19 protein-coding genes and 1 pseudogene are annotated in these 18,038 nt (G+C 68.3%); 12 read left to right on the top strand and 8 right to left on the bottom strand.

All coding sequences use genetic code 11. From position 1 onward, the window contains the following. Positions 1-22 precede the first annotated feature (22 nt). From U4012_RS09025 to U4012_RS09000, 6 genes are all read left to right on the top strand, one after another. On the top strand, positions 23-1,111 hold the full coding sequence (locus tag U4012_RS09025) for an extracellular solute-binding protein (protein WP_321797838.1): 1,089 nt from the start codon (positions 23-25) through the stop codon (positions 1,109-1,111). 25 nt (positions 1,112-1,136) lie between these two features. Further along, a complete protein-coding gene (locus tag U4012_RS09020) occupies positions 1,137-1,952 on the top strand; it encodes an ABC transporter permease (RefSeq protein ID WP_415750366.1) in 816 nt (271 codons plus the stop codon). Between the two features lie 70 nt (positions 1,953-2,022). Then, positions 2,023-2,478 (top strand): TIGR00725 family protein, encoded by a 456-nt coding sequence (locus tag U4012_RS09015; protein ID WP_063927876.1) that lies wholly within the window; start codon positions 2,023-2,025, stop codon positions 2,476-2,478. A gap of 283 nt (positions 2,479-2,761) precedes the next feature. Further along, positions 2,762-2,956: a YqaE/Pmp3 family membrane protein gene (locus U4012_RS09010; RefSeq protein ID WP_044848494.1), complete on the top strand. Its 195-nt coding sequence runs from the start codon at positions 2,762-2,764 to the stop codon at positions 2,954-2,956. Positions 2,957-3,077: 121 nt separating this feature from the next. Beyond that, complete coding sequence (locus tag U4012_RS09005) at positions 3,078-4,394, top strand: type II toxin-antitoxin system HipA family toxin (protein WP_321797833.1); 1,317 nt, start codon at positions 3,078-3,080, stop codon at positions 4,392-4,394. Between the two features lie 14 nt (positions 4,395-4,408). Next, positions 4,409-4,696 (top strand): helix-turn-helix domain-containing protein, encoded by a 288-nt coding sequence (locus U4012_RS09000; RefSeq protein WP_044848495.1) that lies wholly within the window; start codon positions 4,409-4,411, stop codon positions 4,694-4,696. Positions 4,697-4,801: 105 nt separating this feature from the next. On the opposite strand, the gene U4012_RS08995 is transcribed toward U4012_RS09000, so the two are convergent. From U4012_RS08995 to U4012_RS08985, 3 genes are read right to left on the bottom strand one after another with little or no spacing between them, the layout of a single operon-like run. Beyond that, positions 4,802-4,981, bottom strand: a complete 180-nt coding sequence (locus tag U4012_RS08995) for a hypothetical protein (RefSeq protein ID WP_044848496.1) — start codon at positions 4,979-4,981, stop codon at positions 4,802-4,804. After that, positions 4,953-5,960 carry a cytochrome d ubiquinol oxidase subunit II gene (gene cydB, locus U4012_RS08990; RefSeq protein WP_124486089.1) on the bottom strand — a complete coding sequence of 336 codons (1,008 nt, stop codon included), beginning with the start codon at positions 5,958-5,960 and terminating at the stop codon, positions 4,953-4,955. Before cydB ends, U4012_RS08995 begins: the two co-directional genes overlap by 29 nt. A 30-nt stretch (positions 5,961-5,990) precedes the next feature. Continuing rightward, a complete protein-coding gene (locus U4012_RS08985; RefSeq protein ID WP_321797830.1) occupies positions 5,991-7,412 on the bottom strand; it encodes a cytochrome ubiquinol oxidase subunit I in 1,422 nt (473 codons plus the stop codon). A gap of 164 nt (positions 7,413-7,576) precedes the next feature. Here U4012_RS08985 and U4012_RS08980 point away from each other — a divergent pair, with 164 nt between their 5' ends. Next, positions 7,577-8,008 carry a hypothetical protein gene (locus U4012_RS08980; RefSeq protein WP_321797828.1) on the top strand — a complete coding sequence of 144 codons (432 nt, stop codon included), beginning with the start codon at positions 7,577-7,579 and terminating at the stop codon, positions 8,006-8,008. Then, positions 8,005-9,018: a low-specificity L-threonine aldolase gene (gene ltaE, locus U4012_RS08975; RefSeq protein WP_044848499.1), complete on the top strand. Its 1,014-nt coding sequence runs from the start codon at positions 8,005-8,007 to the stop codon at positions 9,016-9,018. The genes U4012_RS08980 and ltaE overlap by 4 nt, the downstream gene beginning before the upstream one ends. A 114-nt stretch (positions 9,019-9,132) precedes the next feature. On the opposite strand, the gene U4012_RS08970 is transcribed toward ltaE, so the two are convergent. Then, positions 9,133-9,345, bottom strand: a complete 213-nt coding sequence (locus U4012_RS08970; protein ID WP_044848500.1) for a DUF1059 domain-containing protein — start codon at positions 9,343-9,345, stop codon at positions 9,133-9,135. 168 nt (positions 9,346-9,513) lie between these two features. Continuing rightward, positions 9,514-10,419 carry an HTH-type transcriptional regulator ArgP gene (locus tag U4012_RS08965; RefSeq protein ID WP_044848501.1) on the bottom strand — a complete coding sequence of 302 codons (906 nt, stop codon included), beginning with the start codon at positions 10,417-10,419 and terminating at the stop codon, positions 9,514-9,516. Positions 10,420-10,653: 234 nt separating this feature from the next. On the opposite strand from U4012_RS08965, the gene U4012_RS08960 reads away from it, so the two are divergent. Continuing rightward, positions 10,654-11,724: an MBL fold metallo-hydrolase gene (locus tag U4012_RS08960; RefSeq protein WP_124486093.1), complete on the top strand. Its 1,071-nt coding sequence runs from the start codon at positions 10,654-10,656 to the stop codon at positions 11,722-11,724. 128 nt (positions 11,725-11,852) lie between these two features. After that, on the top strand, positions 11,853-12,512 hold the full coding sequence (locus tag U4012_RS08955) for a glutathione S-transferase family protein (protein ID WP_124486094.1): 660 nt from the start codon (positions 11,853-11,855) through the stop codon (positions 12,510-12,512). Between the two features lie 136 nt (positions 12,513-12,648). Here the strand turns inward: U4012_RS08955 and U4012_RS08950 are convergent, their stop codons facing one another. The 3 genes and pseudogenes from U4012_RS08950 to U4012_RS08940 form a co-directional block, all read right to left on the bottom strand. Next, a complete protein-coding gene (locus U4012_RS08950) occupies positions 12,649-13,344 on the bottom strand; it encodes a phosphatase PAP2 family protein (protein WP_321797823.1) in 696 nt (231 codons plus the stop codon). 637 nt (positions 13,345-13,981) lie between these two features. Continuing rightward, positions 13,982-14,621: pseudogene (locus U4012_RS08945) on the bottom strand (2-hydroxychromene-2-carboxylate isomerase). A gap of 132 nt (positions 14,622-14,753) precedes the next feature. Beyond that, on the bottom strand, positions 14,754-15,575 hold the full coding sequence (locus U4012_RS08940; protein ID WP_044848506.1) for an IclR family transcriptional regulator: 822 nt from the start codon (positions 15,573-15,575) through the stop codon (positions 14,754-14,756). A 173-nt stretch (positions 15,576-15,748) separates the two neighbouring features. Between U4012_RS08940 and U4012_RS08935 the strand changes: the two genes are divergently transcribed. Both U4012_RS08935 and U4012_RS08930 read left to right on the top strand, forming a co-directional pair. Next, positions 15,749-16,735 (top strand): hydroxymethylglutaryl-CoA lyase, encoded by a 987-nt coding sequence (locus tag U4012_RS08935; RefSeq protein ID WP_321797820.1) that lies wholly within the window; start codon positions 15,749-15,751, stop codon positions 16,733-16,735. Beyond that, positions 16,732-18,027, top strand: coding sequence for a CaiB/BaiF CoA-transferase family protein (locus U4012_RS08930; protein ID WP_321797818.1), 1,296 nt, complete (start codon positions 16,732-16,734; stop codon positions 18,025-18,027). The genes U4012_RS08935 and U4012_RS08930 overlap by 4 nt, the downstream gene beginning before the upstream one ends. The last annotated feature ends 11 nt before the right edge of the window (positions 18,028-18,038 follow it).

Here is an 18,038-nt window from a genome sequence, read left to right as displayed (position 1 = left end):
ATTCATTCAACGGAGAATCACGATGTCTGCACGCCGCCACTTCCTTCATGCGACGCGCCGCCGCCTGCTGGCGCTCTGCGCGTTCGCGACCCTCGCGCCCGCGCTGGCCCATGCCGCGCCGCTGTATCCCGGCGAGGACGCGCTGTACGAGAAGGCCGCCGACGAAGGGCTCGTCGTGTCGTTCGACACGGGCCCGGAATGGGCGAACTGGAAGTCGCTGTTCGCCGAATTCCGCAAGCGCTACCCGAAGGTCGAGATCACGTACAACGACATCGGCTCGGCGGCCACGGTCGTCGCGCTCGACAAGTCGCGACGCCGCCCGCAGGCCGACACGGCGTACTACTTCGCGGCGTCGGCGCTCGATGCGACGGCCAAGGACGTCGTCGCGCCGTTCAAGCCGGTCAATTTCGACAAGCTGCCCACGGTGTTCCGCGCGGCCGACGGCCGCTGGTTCGCGGTGCATTCGCTGAACATCGCGCTGCTCGTCAACAAGAAGCTCGTGAAGAACGTGCCGCAGCGCTGGTCGGACCTGCTGAAGCCCGAATATCGCAATGCGGTCGTCTATCTCGATCCGCGCTCGACGGGGCAAGGGCAGGTCGCCGTGTTCGCCGCCGCCTATGCGAACGGCGGCAGCGTCGACAACCCGAAGCCGGGCGCGGATTTCTTCGGCAAGCTGAAGCAGGCGGGCAACGTACTGCGCGTCGAGGGGACGACGCCGTACGCGAAATTCGTCAAGGGCGAGATTCCGATCCTGATCGGCTACGAGAACGACGGGCTCAAGGCCAAGTACGCGGACGGCATGGGTGACGCGGCCGAAGTCGTGATTCCGCAGGACGGCAGCGTGTCGGCGCCGTACGCGATGAGTCTCGTGAAGAACGGCCCGAATCCGGCCGCCGCGCAGCTGTGGCTCAACCTCGTGATGAGCGACGTCGGGCAGGGGCTGTTCGCGCAGGGCTTCGTGCGTCCGGCCGTGCCCGGCACGCCGGTCGCGCAGGATGTCGCCGCGAAGCTGCCGAACGCGCCGCAGGTGCGTCCGCTCGACGTCGCGAAGGCCGCGGCGCACAAGGCCGAAGTCGACCAGCTCTGGTCGCAGGCGACGCTCGGCAAGTAAGGGGCGCGCGATGCGGGTTTCGTCCATGCAGCGCGGCGTCCTGCGCCGCTACGGCGCGGTGCCGGCGGCCGGGCTGTTCGCGGTGTGCTTCGTGCTGCCGCTCGCCGCGCTCGTCGGCGCCGCGTTCGACGGCGGCGGTCGTGCGTTCGCCGCGGTGTTCGGCGATCCGCTCGTCGCCGACGCGATCGTGCGCTCGCTGGCGCTCGCGATCGGCGCCGGCACGCTGTCGGTCGCCGTCGGCGTGCCGGTCGCGTTCGTGCTGGCCGGGCAGTCGCCGGCGCGGCGCCGCTGGTCGCTCGCGCTGCTCGGCGTGCCGCTTGCCTTCTCCGGCCTCGTGATCGCGTACGGCTTCATCCTCGTGTTCGGCCGCGCCGGCTTCGTGACGATGCTGCTGGCGTCGCTCGGCGCGGACCCGACCGTGGTCGGCGGCGCGATCTACACGATGCCGGGGCTCGCGTTCGCCTACGCGTACTACCTGATCCCGCGCGTCGCGCTGATGCTCTACCCGGCGCTCGCGAATCTCGACCGGCGGCCGCTCGAGGCGGCGCTGACGCTCGGTGCCCGGCCGTGGCGCGCGTGGATCGACGTCGCGTGGCGCGAGCTGTGGCCGTCGATCGCGTCGGCGTGGTGCCTCGTCGGTGCGATCGCGCTCGGCACGTACGGCACGGCGCTCGCGCTGGCCGGCACGCAGGTCAACATCCTGCCGCTGCTGATGTACCTGAAGCTGTCCGACGGACAGACCGATTTCTCGCAGGCCGCCGTACTGTCGATCGTGCTGACGGCGCTTTGCACCTGCGTTCTTGCACTGGGGGAAGGACTTGCACGGCAACGACGTCATTGAATGGTCGGACGACACGCGCGCCGCGCTGGCGCAGCTCGCACAGCGACAGCGCGGCGCACGCCGGCACCGGATGCCGGTCGGCGTGATCGGGCCGCGCGACGCGACCGACGCGCAGCTCGCCGTCGCCGAGCGGATCGCGCACGCGATCGCGGCGACGGGCATCGCGATCGTCGGCGGCGGCAAGCAGGGCGTGATGGAGGCCGCGGCGCGCGGCGCGCGGGCCGCGGGCGGATGCGCGATCGGGCTGCTGCCCGAGGACGATGCGCGGGACGCGAATCCATACCTGTCGGTCGCGCTGCCGACCGGGCTCGGCATCACGCGCAATGCGCTGATCGCACGCGCGTCGCTGTGCCTGATCGCGGTCGGCGGCGGTCTCGGCACGCTGTCCGAAATCGCGCTGGGGCTGCAATGGGGCAAGCCGGTGTTCGCGATCTGCGACGCGCCGCAGGTGGCGGGCGTCGAGCGTTTCGACGAAGCGGATCCGCTCGTCGCGCAGGTTGCGCGATGGCTGTCCGGTTCGGCGTAGGTCGGCATCCCGGCTGACGGGAACACGCAGACGCGCGTGCGGATCGGCATGCGGCACACGTTCCGGGCGCGGCGCGGTACCTTCTCCAGCGATTTCGATACGGCTCTCGTGCGATGCGAGGGCCGTTTTTTCGCGGCCGGCGGGTGAAGAAGGCGAGGGCGGTGCGGGCGTTCCGGCGCGGGGCGTCGGCTGCGTGCCGGGCGCGCGCCGGCTTGAAATGGGGTGCGTGACGCGCCATATTGGCCGCGTACGCTGTTCTTCAACGATGCGAAAAGGAAATCCGATGCGTCTGCTGCTTGCCCTCTTGCTGCCGTGGTTCCAGTTTTTCACGATCGGCCGCCCGATCGCCGGCGTGATCTGCCTGATCCTGCAGCTCACGATCATCGGCTGGTTGCCGGCCGCGATCTGGTCGGTGTATGCGCTGAGCCAGTACAAGACCGATCGCAAGATCGAGGCGGCGCTGCGCGAGCGGCGGTAAGCGGCGGCAGTTTCCCCTCGACCGCTGCTTCCGGAGTTCAAGGGGCTCGATTCCTATTTCGGTAGAAATTTATATAATTCAGCTACGATGAACGGCATGATTTGTATAGATTTCTGCTGAAATGAACGCTTCCTGCACGATCCAGCTCCACGCCGATGGTATTTGGCACGACGTCGGCGTCGTCACCCTTTTCGGCGAGCCTGACGAGGGCTGGCGCAGTCGTGCCTATACGGGTTACGACGTCGAATGGATCGTTCGACATCAATTCGCCCGCGATGCGCACGCGATGGCATGCGGTTTTCCGGTCGATCTCGAGCCACTGGTGACGCCCCATTGGCCGATTTTCCTGATCGATTTGCTGCCGCAAGGCTTCGGCCGTCAGGAGTTGTTGCGCCGCCTCGATCTGCCGGAAACAGCCGAGGAGCGTGCCGACTGGCCGTTGCTGCTCGCGGGAGCCGGTAACTCGATCGGCAATCTGCGGATCAAGGAAGCCGCGCAGTGGCTCGCCGAGCGCCAGGGGCCGCGGCAAGGATTTACCGACGATGACGTTGCCGCACGCGGAGACGCATTCAGCGAATACCTCGCCGAACATGGATTCTTCGTCGCGGGCTCCTCGGGTGTGCAGGGCGAGTGGCCGAAGCTGCTGCTGACCCGTGCCGACGACGGACTGCTCTATCTCGATCACACGCTGCCCGATGCGCGCGCGGTCGCGCACTACATCGTCAAGTTCGGACGTGGCACGAACGAGCGTCTTGCACAAATCCTTCGTCACGAAGCGCCCTACATGGCATTGGCCCAGCGTCTTGGATTGCGCGTGCATGCGCCGCTGACGCTGCGCGATCGGTCGCTATTCATTCCGCGGTTCGATCGCGCGCGCGTTGGTGGCAGCGTTGTCCGGTTCGCTCAGGAAAGTATTGCGTCGCTGACCGGAAAAACCGGCTTCGGCGTCGTGCCGAGTCACGACGAGGTGTGCGGGCATCTCGTGCGCCGATGCACGGATCCTCAAGCCGAGGTGGCCGAGTATCTGTGCCGCGACGTTGCGAATCTCGCGTTGGGGAACAAAGACAATCATGCACGGAACACGGCATTGCAACGCGACTTCGATGGACGCGTTGCGTTGACGCCGCTTTACGACTTCGCACCGATGTATCTGCATCCCGACGGCATCGCACGGCGCATCCGCTGGGAAGGAAATGACGGTGGTCAGCCAGACTGGGCGCGGGTACTCGATGCGGTCGTCCGGTCGAGCGAGCCGCAGGCGGGGGAGGCGCATGCCGCGCTGGATCGCGACGCATTGCGGGCACGGCTGCACGCAATGGCGCCGCGCTTGCAGGAGATCGCCGATCGGGGTGTCGATCTCGGACTGGAGCACGATGTGCATGCTTTCCTGAAACCGGGCATCGAGCGGCTCGCCCGCGAACTGGATGCACTGCGCTAGGCGAGGGCGACACGATGGACAAACGCTATAACGCGATGTCGCTTCCCGATCAGCTCGCGTTGCGCCGGCAAGCGATCGAGGACGTTCTCGCGCATCCCGAGTGGTCGCTGCGCGAATCCGTGCGTCATCTGAAGCAGACGATGCGGCTGACGAGCGCCGAAATGGCGAAGCTCGCCGGTGTGTCGACAAAGACGATTCAGGATATCGAGCAGGGCCGCAGCGACGGGACGGTTCAGACGATGAACCGCATATTCGGCATGCTGGGATTGAAGCTCGGCGTCGTGCGGCGGGCGCCGCAATAACGCACGCGGAGGAAGAGGCAGCGGATCACGCATCCATCGGGCGATCGATGCGCGCCGCGCCCGGGCCGCGCGCGTGACGCGATCGCCCGGCCGGCGCGCTGCCTTTTACTTCACCGCGAACAGCGTCAGGTTCATGAAGATCTTGAACGCATAGCCGAGCGTGACGGCGCCGAGCACGCCGCCCGCCCACAGGACGACGAACCACATCCAGCCGCGCATCCGCGGCCGCGGCGCGTCGGGCCGGCGCGCCGCGGGATCAGTGGTGGTAGTAATGCTGGTCTTCATGGCGCACCTTGCCTCGGAATACCCAGTAACCCATCGTCGTGTAGGCGATGATGATCGGGAGGATAACCGCTGCGCCGACCAGCGTGAAGGTCTGGCTCGACCGTGGCGCCGCCGCTTCCCAGATCGTCATCGTCTGAGGAATCGCATACGGGAACATCGTGACGAGCAGGCCGACGTAGCCGAGCAGCACGAGTGCCAGCGCGAGCACGAACGGCGTCATGTCGTGCCGGTTGCGTACCGCGCGACGCATCCACACCGCGCACCCGGCGACCAGGAACGGCACCGGCAGCAGGCGCCAGAACAGCCCCGAATCGAACCAGCGCTGCGCGACCGCCGGATCCTGCAGCGGCGTCCACAGGCTGACGACCGCGATGAAGCCGAGCAGCACGACGGTCAGCGGCCACACGACGCGATGCAGGCGCCGCTGCAGGTCGCCTTCCGTCTTCGCGACGAGCCAGCAGCAGCCGAGCAGCGCGTACGTGACGATCAACCCGAGGCCCGTCAGCAGGCTGAACGGCGTGAGCCAGTCGAATGCGCCGCCGGCGTACACGCCGTCCTTCACGTCGATGCCCTGCAGGAACGCGCCGAGCGCGATCCCCTGGAACAGTGTCGCGCCGGCCGAGCCGCCGATGAACGCGAGATCCCACAGCTGCTTCGTGCGCCGCGCCTTCGCGCGGATCTCGAACGACACGCCGCGGAAGATCAGGCACACCAGCATGAAGATCAACGGCAGGTACAGCGCCGACAGCACCGTCGAATACACGATCGGGAACACCGCGAACAGCCCGGCGCCGCCGAGCACGAGCCACGTCTCGTTGCCGTCCCACACGGGCGCGACGGTGTTCATCATCAGGTCGCGTTCCTTCTCGTCAGGGAAGAACGGGAAGACGATGCCGATGCCGAGGTCGAAGCCGTCGAGCACGACGTACATGAAGAGCCCCAATGCGATGATCGCGGCCCAGATTACGGTGACGTCCATAGGTTTTCTCGTTTGCGAAAGTGGGTGGGCTCAGACGGTCTCGATCAGCTCGTCGACGGCCGACATCGGGCGGCGCGCGGTGTGATCGGGGCGCGTGTCGGGCTCGCCGTGCCGCGCGTCGTGCTTGACGTCGGGCAGCGCGGGGCCGGCCTTCATCAGCTTCAGCATGTAGTACACGCCGGTGCCGAACACGAGGAAGTAGACGATCACGAACGTCATCATCGACAGGCTGACCTGCTGCACCGACAGCGGCGACACGGCCTGCGCGGTGCGCATCACGCCATACACGACCCACGGCTGGCGGCCCGCCTCGGTCGTCACCCAGCCCGCGAGCAGCGACATGAAGCCGGTCGGGCCCATCACGAGCGCGAGGCGCTGGAACCACTTCGATTCATACAGGCTGCCGCGGCGGCGCAGCAGCCACGCGAGCGCGGCGAGGCCGATCATCGCGAAGCCGAGGCCGACCATGATCCGGAAGCTCCAGAACACGACCGTCGAGTTCGGACGATCCTCGGGGCGGAATTCCTTCAGCCCGCGGATCTCGCCGTCCCAGCTGTGCGTGAGGATCAGGCTGCCGAGGTGCGGCACCTGCACCGCGTAGCGGGTCGTTTCGGCCTTCATGTCCGGAATGCCGAACAGGTTGAGCGCCGTGCCGCCCTTTTCGGTTTCCCACAGCCCTTCGATCGCGGCGATCTTCGCGGGCTGGTGCTTCAGCGTGTTGATGCCGTGCTGGTCGCCGATCACGGCCTGCAGCGGCGCGAGCACCAGCAGCAGCCACAGCGCCATCGAGAACATCTTCTTCACGCCCTTGTCGCGGCGGCCCTTCAGCAGGTGCCACGCGCCCGTCGCGGCCACCACCAGCGCGGCGACGATGAACGCGGCGATCGCCATGTGGAACAGGCGGTACGGGAACGACGGGTTGAAGACGATCGCGAACCAGTCGGTCGGCACGATGCGGCCGTCGACGATCTCGAAACCCTGCGGCGTCTGCATCCAGCTGTTCGACGCGAGGATCCAGAACGTCGAGATCAGCGTGCCGATCGCGACCATCAGCGTCGCGCCGAAGTGCGCGCGCGGGCTGACGCGGTTCCAGCCGAACAGCATGATGCCGAGGAAGCCGGCTTCGAGGAAGAACGCGGTCATCACCTCGTACATCAGCAGCGGGCCGGTGACCGAGCCGGCGAAGCTCGAGAAGCCCGACCAGTTGGTGCCGAACTGATAGCTCATCACGACGCCGGAAACCACGCCCATCCCGAACGCGACCGCGAAGATCTTCGACCAGAACAGGCAGAGTGTCTTGTAGTACTGCTTGCCGGTCTTCAGCCAGCGATATTCGAGCACGGCGATGAAGCTGGCGAGGCCGATGCTCAGCGCCGGGAAGACGATGTGAAAGGAGACGGTGAACGCGAATTGCAGGCGGGCCAGATCGAGGGCCGAAAATGCGGTGTCCATACCAGTTGACCGAGGCTTGACGATACCCGCCGGCGGGGTGCCGGCGGACCCCGGCCGGAGGGGGCATCGGGGTTGGCTGGAGTATGTGCCGCGATGTTGCGCCGCGAAATGCGCCAACTCGTCGCAGATGTCCAGCCCGGCGCGCGTGGTTTCGGGATAAATCGTTGATTCGTATCAAGATCGCGGCGCGCGCCGCAGGCGACCGTGGCGTGGCGGTCTGCCGCACGTGCGGCAATATGGCGCGTCGCATCACGGGAACGATGCGGCGTGCGCGAAGGTGCCACGCGTTGGCACGCGCGGCCTATGCTGCCGATGCCGATGCCGATGCCGATGCCGATGCCGATGCCGATGCCGATGCCGATGCCGATGCCGGGTGTCCGGCCGCCGCCGCGTTGTTGACGATGCCGCGCCGGCGTGGACCGCGTCGCGTCGTGCCGGTTGTATCCGGATCGTGCACCTGCGGCGCCCGGTCACGTGGCTTTCGCCCGGCGCGAAGCATCGGCAAGCGCTGCGCGAATTGCGTACACTCTGAGTCTCGTTTCGGCAGGGCCGGGCGCATCGGTACCGGTCCGCGTTCACTCAGGGCACGAAGATGATCGATTTACGCAGCGATACCGTGACACGTCCGAGCCAGGCGATGCTGGCCGCGATGACTGCCGCAGAAGTCGGCGACGACGTATGGGGCGACGACCCGACCGTGCTGCGCCTGCAGGCGGTCGCGGCCGAGCGGGCCGGCAAGGAAGCCGGCCTGTTCTTCCCGAGCGGCACGCAGAGCAACCTCGCCGCGCTGATGGCCCATTGCGAACGCGGCGACGAATACATCGTCGGCCAGCTCGCGCACACCTACAAGTACGAAGGCGGCGGCGCGGCCGTGCTCGGCAGCATCCAGCCGCAGCCGATCGAGAACGCGCCCGACGGCACGCTGCCGCTCGCGAAGATCGCCGCGGCGATCAAGCCGCTCGACAATCACTTCGCCCGCACGCGCCTGCTCGCGCTCGAAAACACGATCGGCGGCCAGGTGTTGCCGGACGGCTATGTGCAGGAAGCCGTCGCGCTCGCGCGCAGCCGCGGGCTGGCCACGCACCTCGACGGCGCGCGCGTGTGCAATGCGGCCGTCGCGTCGGGCCGTCCGATCGCGGAACTGTGCGCGCCGTTCGATACCGTGTCGATCTGCTTCTCGAAAGGGCTCGGCGCGCCGGTCGGTTCGGTGCTGGTCGGCAATCGCGCGCTGGTCGAGCGCGCGCAGCGCTGGCGCAAGGTGCTGGGCGGCGGGATGCGGCAGTCGGGCATTCTCGCGGCGGCCTGCCTGTATGCGCTCGACCACAATGTCGAGCGGCTGGCCGACGATCACGCGAACGCCGCGCATCTCGCGGCAGGCCTCGCGCGCATCGAGCCGGTGAAGGTGCTGTCGCATGCGACGAACATGGTGTTCGCGCAATTCCCCGAAGCCGATTGCGCGCCGCTCGAGGCATGGCTCAAGGCGCGCGGGATCCTCACGCAGATGCTGTACGCGTCGCGCTTCGTCACGCACTGCGACGTGTCGCGCGCGGACATCGATACCTTCATCGATGCGGTCGGCGCGTATTTCGCGCAGCGGCGTACGTAAAGCCGAATGCGCCGGCCGGCGGGGGGCGCCGGCGCGTCGTGGCGCGAAGCAGGAGCAGGGAGGCGACGGGGGCGGCGATGCAGCCCGTCTGTCGATATCTGGCGTGCCGGCGGGTTACGCTTGCCGGAGCATGTCGGCGGGCGGCGTGCCGTCGCGGAACAGTGTTTTCAGTTGCGTGCGCAGTTCGGCGCTGTCGGTGTGCTGGTGCACCGAGACCGCGTGTTGCACGGCGGCCTCCAGCAGTTCGTCGTCGGAGTCGGCGGAAATTGCGACCGAGCAATTCATCGCGCTGGGAAACTCGCGGCAATCGATATAGCGGCGGGGCATGATGTTCTCCTCACGGGAAAGGGAACGGCCGGATGTGCGTGATCGGCCGCGCGGCGCGTTCGCGGGGCCGATGGAAAAAGTATAGGCGGCGCGGCGGCGTTTCTCTTGGCCACGCATGCCGCGCATGCCGCGCGACGTGCCGCGCCGGCGGTGTCGATCACCCGTTCGTCACGGCAGCGGCGCGAGCAACCGGCGCGCCGCTTCGACGACCCGTGCGGACAGCGACGCCATCGTCGGCGATTGCACGGTCCATGCGTGCCAGTACAGCGTGATGTCGGTCGGATGCAGCGGCGCGAGATCGACGAGCCCCTGCGCGTCGAGCGGTGCGCCGCCGAGCAGCGGCTCCGGCACCATCGCGTAGCCGAGCCCGTGCCGCACCGCCGCGAAATGCGCGTGCGTGCCCGGCACGTAGTGGCACGGATACGCGCCTTCGGGCAACCCGAACTTCTCCTTCAGGAACGAGGACTGCAGCGTGTCGCGCCGCGAATACGCGACGACCGGCGCATGGCGCGCGCCCGTGCGGTTCAGGCCGCGCGGAAACCAGCGCAGCGCGAACGCGGCGGCCGCGAGCAGCCGGTAGCGCATCGTGCCGAGCGGCGTCGCGACGCAGCCGCGCATCGGCTTCGGCTCGGTCGTCACGCAGCCGACGGCCATCCCGCTTTCGAGCAGCGCGAACGTGTGGTCCTGGTCCTCGACGATCAGCTCGAACAGGATGCGCTCGCCCGCGAGCACCGACGTCAATGCGGGCAGAAACCAGGTGCCGAGGCTGTCGGAGTTCAGCGCGATCGTGACCGAGATCGGCGATTCGCGCTCGGTCGCGAGCGTGCTTTGCAGGTCGGCCTGCAGCAGCGCGACGCGGCGCAGGTGCTGCAGCACGCGCTGCCCGGCCGCCGTCGGCCGGCACGGCCGCGTGCGCAGCACGAGCGGCGCGCCGAGGCTCGCCTCCAGCGCGCGGACCCGCTGCGTGACGGCGGACGCGGTCACGTGCAGGCGCACGGCGGCCTGCTCGAAGCTGCCGGTGTCGGCGACGGCCAGCAGCGCGGCGGCTTGCTTCGGATCGATCGTCAGAGACATGTCGACGCAATTCTTGTGAACGTAAGACGAGAACAGGCGGTAGTGTAAGGCAGCACGCGCGACGGACCGGATGCGGCGTGACGTCTCGCCGCGTGCAACGACGCCGGTGGCGCGCGTGTTTTGAACTACGCTGTATGAACGTGTGCGCCGCGAGCCGGCGCCACACGCGGCGCGGGTTGCACGACCCGCACCCTTCACCCGACCGACACGCCCAGCCGACGGAGCGATTTCGCGATGATCTTCCGGCAACTCTTCGACCCGCAATCGTCGACCTACACGTACCTGCTCGCCGACCGCCCATCGCGCGAAGCGTTGCTGATCGACCCGGTGTTCGAGCAGGTGCGCCGCGATGCGGCGCTGCTTGACGAGCTCGGGCTGCGGCTCGTCGCGACCGTCGATACGCACGTGCACGCCGATCACGTGACGGGTGCGTGGCTGCTGAAGCAGCGCACCGGCAGCGCGATCGCGATTTCGGCCGCGAGCGGCGCGCAGGGCGCCGACCGCTACCTGAACGACGGCGATCGCTGCGCATTCGGCCCGCGCTACCTGACCGTGCGCGCGACGCCGGGCCACACGAGCGGCTGCATCAGCCTCGTGCTCGACGATGAATCGATGGCGTTTACCGGCGACTGCCTGCTGATTCGCGGCACCGGCCGCACCGACTTCCAGCAGGGTGACCCGCGCGCGCTGTATCGCGCGGTGCACGGCCGCCTTTTCACGCTGCCGGCCGCATGCCTGCTGTATCCCGCGCACGACTATCGCGGGCTCACGGTCACGAGCGTCGGCGAGGAGCGGCGCTTCAATCCGCGCCTCGGCGGCGATCTCAGCGAGGACGATTTCGCGGGCTACATGCGCAACCTCGGGCTCGCGCATCCGCGCCAGATCGACGTCGCGGTGCCCGCGAACCTGCAGTGCGGGCTCGCCGCGAACGCGCCCGACGTGCAGGCGGCGCCCGACTGGGCGCCGCTCGTCTATACGTTCGCCGGATTCTGGGAAATCGATCCGCAGTGGCTCGAGGATCACCTGCCGGCGGTGCAGGTCGTCGACGTGCGCGAGCCGGACGAATTCACCGGCCCGCTCGGCCACCTGCCGGGCGCGACGCCGATTCCGCTCGGCGAACTGGCCGCGCGCACCGGCGAACTCGCGCGCGACCGGCCGATCGTGACCGTGTGCCGCGCCGGCGGCCGCTCCGCTCAGGCGACCGTGATCCTGCTGAAGGCCGGTTTCGATGCCGTCGCGAACCTCGGCGGCGGGATGCTGCGCTGGCGCGGCGAAGGCCGCGTCGTGATGGATGGCCGGTCGTAGCGGCGCGATGCCGCGCAACGGAAAAAAATGTTCGGCCCGGTGTCGATTCGGCCCGGCGCCGTTCGTCGTCAAGGTATCCGATCACGTGGCGCCGCATGACGCGGCGCCGAAACCCCGAGAGACTCGCGATGACGCCGACGCTTTACGCCCATCCCTTTTCGTCCTATTGCCAGAAGGTGCTGACCGCGCTGTACGAGAACGGCACGCCGTTCGACTATCGCGTGCTCGCGCACGACGATCCGAAGCCGATGCAGGAACTGGCCGCGCTGTGGCCGCTGAAGCGCTTCCCGGTGCTCGTCGACGCGGGCCGTACCGTGATCGAGGCGACGATCATCGTCGAGTATCTCGATCTCTACCACCCGGGCCCCGCGCGGCTGGTGCCCGACGACCGGCGCGCGGCGCTGGAAGTGCGGATGATGGATCGTTTCTTCGACAACTATGTCGCGACCCCGCAGCAGAAGGTCGTGTTCGATGCGTTGCGGCCGGAACACGAGCGCGATGCGCGGGGTGTCGCCGATGCGCGCGCGATGCTCGAAACGTCGTACGCATGGCTGGATCGCACGATGGCCGATCGCGAATGGGCGGCCGGCGACCGCTTCAGCCTCGCCGACTGCGGCGCGGCGCCGTTCCTGTTCTACGCGGACTGGACGCACCGGATCGATCCGTCGTTCGCGAACGTGATCGCATATCGCCGGCGGCTGCTTGCGCGGCCGTCGTTCGCGCGTGCGGTCGACGAAGCGCGGCCGTATCGCTCGTTCTTCCCGCTCGGGGCGCCCGACCGCGACTGACGTGCGCGGCCGCCGTCGCCGCGGCGGCGACGATCCGGACGGCGGCGCGCGCCGGGCGCGATGCCGCCGCGCAGGGCCGGCAGCGTGTGCCCGGGCGTCGTGTCGACAGCAGCGGATGCATGGCGGCGCCGTCCCGTTACATCGCCGTATGCTTGACCGACTGCGCGAGCGTCAGCAGTTCGTCGAACTGCGTGATCAGCTCGAAGCACAGCAGGAACGCGAGCGTATAGGCCGGCGCGGGGAAGCGCCGGATCGCCTCCAGCACCTGCGGCGCGAAACGCGATCGAATCGCATCGCGCGTCAGCAGCCACGCGAGCGCGATGCCGATCGCGGCGCCGGCGATCAGGTCGGTCGGGTAGTGATAGCCGAGATACGCGCGCGGCACGCAGATGAACACGACCGCGTACAGCAGCGAGAACACGCCGGCGCGTCGCGCGATGATGAAGATGCCCGTCGCGATCGCCATCCACAGCATCGCGTGATCGCTCGGAAACGAACTCCAGGCCTGCAGCGTGGCCGCACGCAATTCCTCGGACGGGAAGTGCAGGTGCAGGTCGGGGTTGTAGATCGGCCGCACGCGGAACGGCAGGACTTTCGCGAGCAACCGGCCGAACGCGAGCGCGACGAGCCCGCTCGCGACCGTCGCGATGACCAGCTCGCGTTGCCGTTCGCGCTGCGCTCCCGGCTGGAACCACAGCCAGCACAGCACGGGGATCAGGACGAAGCCCTTGAACGTATAGAGGCCGGCGATCACGCGGATCGCATGATTCATCAGCGGTCCGAACGTAATGTGGGTGAGGAAGATCTGGATCGTGGTGTCGAAATTGTTCATGTTCTGCGACCCCGGCGGACACGCAGCACAGGACATGCGACCGGCAGGGATCAGGAAGCGCGCTCGCACCGGAGCGCAATGGGGGGCAAGTATGTCACCGGTAATTTCGAAGAAAATGGGAAAAAATACCGGGAATCCCCTGAGAACACGTCCTTTGCCGATGGGGCCGGATTGCGGAGGGCCGTGCGGTGCGGCCGTGATAAATGATCCGATGATTGCGCGCGTGCGCCGGGCGCGGGCGAAAAAATAATCGGTTGAACTGCGCAATCCGGCGACGCGTTCCGAGTATTGCATCGGATGAACGAATGCCGGCTGTCTCTCGCACGAATCGGCCGTCCCGCGCGGGGCCGCACAGCACCGATCGAAAATAAAAGAAAAGGCGGGCAAGCCCTGCGGCCCCGCCTGCCTCGCAATCGCGCTGTCGAAAATCGACGGCGCCACGTGCGCACGGCCAATGCCGGTGGCGACGTTGTCGGCGCCGGTGCGATCACCGCATGCCGGTCAAGTTGCGCGAGCAACGAACCGCCGAGCGCGGCGCCGCCCTCCATCCCGATGAACATGCCGAGAACAGCACCGCGTCGAGGCGGCTGCGCGTCGAACGACGCGACACGTGAGCCGCAAGCGCCGCGGCGCGCCGTCAACCGCGCCGGATGCCTTCGGGCAGCGCGCTGATGCGGCGCACTTCGGGCGAGTCGAGCCACGCGCGGGACGTCGCGCAATCGACGAACATGTCGGTCGCATCGTCGCCCCAGAACAGGTCGCCGTCGAGTTCGAAGGTCGGCACGCCGAACCACGCTATGCGCGATCGCCTGATCGGTGTTCGCGCGCAGCGCGTCCTTCACCGCTTGCGCGTCGACCGCCGTCACGCCTTCCGGAAAGCCGACCGCCTCGCACAGCGCGGCGAAACCCTCTGGCGTCGATACGTCCTGGCCGTCGCGCCAGATGTGCCGGAAGATCCGCCGGATCGCATCGGGCGTGTTGCCCATCGCGATCGCGAGACGCAGCGGCCGGATCGGGTTGAACGGATGCGCGGGCGGCATCCGGAATGGAATGCCGAGCTTGTCCGCGCGGTACTGCGCGTGGCGATAGGTGAAGATGCGCTTTGCCGCGATCTCGGCCGGCGCTTTCTGGCCCCAGTGCGTGAGCACGGCGCCGAGCACGATCGGTTTCGGCTCGTAGGCGGCAGCCGGCGGCAACTCGTCGAACCGTTCCTGCTGCAGGTAGGCGAACGGCGAGACGAAATCGAAATACCAGGTGGCGGTGCGCGGGGCGTTCATCGTGGGTTCCCTTGTGCGTGTCCGGACGGCAGTGGCATGGGCCGCGCCGGCGGGCGGCGCGCTGCATGCGGCAGCGGCCAGTGTCGCATGCGGCCGGCGTTTGCGCTGCCGCGTCGCGGACGCGCGTGCCGGCTAGGGCTGCGCGGGTTCGTCCGCCGCCGCGGTGAAGCGCGCGAGACTGTCGCGCACGGCCTGCGCGTCGTAGCGCGCGCCGGCGCCACCGAGCGCGACGGTCGCCTTCTGCGCGAGCGGCAACAGCAGCGCGAGCGCCGCGGCCATCGCCGGCGCGGCGGCCAGCCGCGATTTCGGCCCGGACACCGTGAGCGCGCCGACGCAATCGCCGGCCGCGCCGAACACCGGCACGGACGCCGACGCCGTCTCCGGGTCGCGCTCGCCGTACGACGCGGCCCACAACTGTTCGCGTATGTCGTTCCAGCGCGCATCGTGCGGGTCGGTGAACGCGAGCAGCACCTTCCCGGACGCTCCCTGGTGAACCGGAAACTCCTCGCCGACCCGGATCGACACGCGCACCGTGCGCGTGGGTTCGACGCGGTAGAGCACCGAGCGCATCTCGCCGTGGCGCACGTAGAACGATGCCGTTTCGCCGAGTTCGCGGCTCAGCGTCTCGAGCAGCGGCTCGACGACCGGGCCGACCCGGAACGAACGCTGGTACAGCGCGGCGAGCCGCAACGGCTCGTGTCCGATCGCGTACTGGCCGTCGTCGAGCTTGCGCATGAAGCCGCCGTGCTCGAGCGCGGCGAGCAGGCGCAGGATCGTGCTCTTGTACAGCCCGGTGCGACGCGACAGTTCCGCGAGCGACAGCCGGTCGTCGGTTTGCCCGAACGCATGGAGGATCGCGAACGCGCGATCGAGGACGGCGACGCCGCTGGAGGCGTCGGCCGACGAGTCGGGTGCTGCGCCGGTGGGTTCTGCGGGGAGCGAGGTCGGAGGCACGGCTTGCGGGTCCTTGGGTGACGGTCGATCCACTATATCGTTCTGCCTGATAGAACACAAGTTCCAGAAAATCGCAATTTCACGGGTATACCCCGCTTACAGGCGATTCGACGCGCCTCTAAAGTTCCGTCAAACAGAACGTTGTTCTTTTGGATAGAACTATGAGGTGTCGAATGAGCGTTTCCGGGTATCCAGAGGTGCTGGTCAGCGAGGTCGGGCCGCGAGACGGCCTGCAGAGCATCAAGGCCGTGATGCAGACAGCCGACAAGCGGCGCTGGATCACCGCGCTCGCCGCGGCCGGCCTGCGCGAGATCGAGGTCGGGTCGTTCGTGCCCGCGCGGCTGTTGCCGCAGATGGCCGACGTGCGGGAAGTCGTCGCGCATGCGCTGGCGATTCCCGGGCTGCACGTCGCCGCGCTCGCGCCGAACCTGCGCGGCGCCGAAAGCGCGTTCGAGGCGGGCGTCCACAAGCTGACGTTGCCGGTCTCGGTGACCGAGGCGCACTCGCTGGCGAACATCCGCAAGACGCCCGCGCAGATGATCGACGAGGTGCGCGCGATCGTCGCGCTGCGCGATGCGCGGTTTCCGTCAGTGCAGATCGAGGCCGGCGTGTCGGTCGCGTTCGGCTGCACGCTTGCCGGCGCGGTCTCCGACGACGAGACGATCGCGATGGCGGCTGCGATGGCCGAATGCGGGGTCGACGAGATCGGTCTGTCCGACACGAGCGGCTATGCGAATCCGGTGCAGGTGCGCCGGCTGTTCACGCGCCTGCAACGCGAAGTCGGCGACAAGGCCGGCGGCGCGCACTTCCACAACACCCGCGGGCAGGGGCTCGCCAACGTCGTTGCCGCGCTCGACGCCGGCGTGACGACGATCGACGCGAGCCAGGGCGGTCTCGGCGGCTGCCCGTATGCACCGGGCGCGACCGGCAACATCGTCACCGAGGATCTCGTGTTCCTGCTGGAGTCGATAGGGATCGACACGGGCATCGACGCCGATGCGCTGCTCGCCGCGCGCGCGATCCTGCACGCGGCGCTGCCTGCCGAGCCGCTGTACGGCCACGTGCCGGACGCGGGGCTGCCGAAGGGATTCCGTTACGCGGACGGCCGTGCGCCGTCGGCGGCCCAGCCGGAAGGTTGCCTGACGGGAGTCGCGCAATGAACGATCGCCAACCGGCCGCGGCGCTGCCGTACGAAGGCGTGCGCGTGATCGAGATGACGCACATGGTGATGGGCCCGACCTGCGGCATGCTGCTCGCGGATCTCGGCGCGGAAGTCATCAAGATCGAACCGATCGCGGGCGACAGCACGCGTGCGCTGCGCGGTTCCGGCGCGGGCTTCTTCGGGATGTTCAACCGCAACAAGAAAAGCCTCGCGGTCGACGTGAAGGATCCGCGCGGGCTCGAGATCGTGCGGCGGCTCGTCGCGACGGCGGACGTGTTCAGCGAGAACTTCAAGAGCGGCACGATGGATCGGCTCGGTCTCGGCCATGCCGCGTTGTCCGCGCTGAATCCGCGCCTGGTGTACGTGTCGCACAAGGGTTTCCTGCCGGGGCCGTACGAACATCGCACCGCGCTCGACGAAGTGGTGCAGATGATGGGCGGTCTCGCGTACATGACGGGCCCCGAAGGCCGGCCGTTGCGTGCGGGCTCGAGCGTGAACGACATCATGGGCGGGATGTTCGGCGCGATCGGCGCGATGGCCGCGCTCGCGCAGCGCGAACGCACCGGCCGCGGCCAGCAGGTGCAGAGTTCGCTGTTCGAGAACAACGTGTTCCTCGTCGCGCAGCACATGATGCAGTTCGCGGTGACGGGGCAGGCCGCGTCGCCGATGCCGAGCCGCATTTCCGCGTGGGCGGTCTATGACGTGTTTTCGGTGAAGGACGGCGAGCAGATCTTTCTCGCGGTCGTATCGGACACGCAATGGGCGCTGTTCTGCGATGCATTCGGCCTCGCCGCGCTGAAGGACGATGCGCGTCTTGCAACCAACAACTTGCGCGTGCAGGCCCGCGAGTGGCTGCTGCCTGAACTGCGTGCGCGGCTCGCCGCGCATTCGGCCGCGGAGATCGGCGCGATCTTCGAATCGATCGGCCTGCCGTATGCGCCGATCACGAAGCCGCAGGACCTGTTCGACGATCCGCACCTGCTCGCGACGGGCGGGCTCGAAGCCGTGACGCTGCCGGCCGACGCGAGCAGCGCCGGCCGGCCGGTCGACACGCGCACCGCGCTGCTGCCGCTCACGCTCGCGGGCGAGCGCCTGCGGCTGCGCGCGGCGCCGCCCGCGCTCGGTCAGGACACGTGCGCGTTGCTCGGCGAACTCGGCTATACGCCGGACGAGGCCCGGGCGCTGATCGCAGCCGGCGTCGTCGCCGGGTCGCACGGATACGGCGCGGACGGCCAACCGCCGGACGTGGCGGCCGATGCGCCTTCGGCGAACGAAGTGGCGAGCGCGTAGCGCCGCCGCGA

It is taken from the genome of Burkholderia sp. BCC1988 (assembly GCF_905339895.1).
Taxonomy (GTDB): Bacteria; Pseudomonadota; Gammaproteobacteria; order Burkholderiales; family Burkholderiaceae; genus Burkholderia.
The sequence above is the reverse complement of the archived record's forward strand: the minus strand, read 5'-3'. Positions and strand labels throughout refer to the sequence as shown.

Bases quoted from the DNA above. Each gene is read 5' to 3' on its own strand.
- U4012_RS09015 (WP_063927876.1), top strand. From the start codon at position 2,023: ATGCCGGTCGGCGTGATCGGGCCGCGCGACGCGACCGACGCGCAGCTC.
- U4012_RS09025 (WP_321797838.1), top strand. From the start codon at position 23: ATGTCTGCACGCCGCCACTTCCTTCATGCGACGCGCCGCCGCCTGCTG.
- U4012_RS08965 (WP_044848501.1), bottom strand. From the start codon at position 10,419: ATGTCTCTGACGATCGATCCGAAGCAAGCCGCCGCGCTGCTGGCCGTC.
- ltaE (WP_044848499.1), top strand. From the start codon at position 8,005: ATGATCGATTTACGCAGCGATACCGTGACACGTCCGAGCCAGGCGATG.
- U4012_RS09020 (WP_415750366.1), top strand. From the start codon at position 1,137: ATGCAGCGCGGCGTCCTGCGCCGCTACGGCGCGGTGCCGGCGGCCGGG.
- U4012_RS09005 (WP_321797833.1), top strand. From the start codon at position 3,078: ATGAACGCTTCCTGCACGATCCAGCTCCACGCCGATGGTATTTGGCAC.
- U4012_RS09010 (WP_044848494.1), top strand. From the start codon at position 2,762: ATGCGTCTGCTGCTTGCCCTCTTGCTGCCGTGGTTCCAGTTTTTCACG.
- U4012_RS08995 (WP_044848496.1), bottom strand. From the start codon at position 4,981: ATGAAGACCAGCATTACTACCACCACTGATCCCGCGGCGCGCCGGCCC.
- U4012_RS08935 (WP_321797820.1), top strand. From the start codon at position 15,749: ATGAGCGTTTCCGGGTATCCAGAGGTGCTGGTCAGCGAGGTCGGGCCG.
- U4012_RS08950 (WP_321797823.1), bottom strand. From the start codon at position 13,344: ATGAACAATTTCGACACCACGATCCAGATCTTCCTCACCCACATTACG.
- U4012_RS08960 (WP_124486093.1), top strand. From the start codon at position 10,654: ATGATCTTCCGGCAACTCTTCGACCCGCAATCGTCGACCTACACGTAC.
- cydB (WP_124486089.1), bottom strand. From the start codon at position 5,960: ATGGACGTCACCGTAATCTGGGCCGCGATCATCGCATTGGGGCTCTTC.
- U4012_RS08955 (WP_124486094.1), top strand. From the start codon at position 11,853: ATGACGCCGACGCTTTACGCCCATCCCTTTTCGTCCTATTGCCAGAAG.
- U4012_RS09000 (WP_044848495.1), top strand. From the start codon at position 4,409: ATGGACAAACGCTATAACGCGATGTCGCTTCCCGATCAGCTCGCGTTG.
- U4012_RS08970 (WP_044848500.1), bottom strand. From the start codon at position 9,345: ATGCCCCGCCGCTATATCGATTGCCGCGAGTTTCCCAGCGCGATGAAT.
- U4012_RS08930 (WP_321797818.1), top strand. From the start codon at position 16,732: ATGAACGATCGCCAACCGGCCGCGGCGCTGCCGTACGAAGGCGTGCGC.
- U4012_RS08985 (WP_321797830.1), bottom strand. From the start codon at position 7,412: ATGGACACCGCATTTTCGGCCCTCGATCTGGCCCGCCTGCAATTCGCG.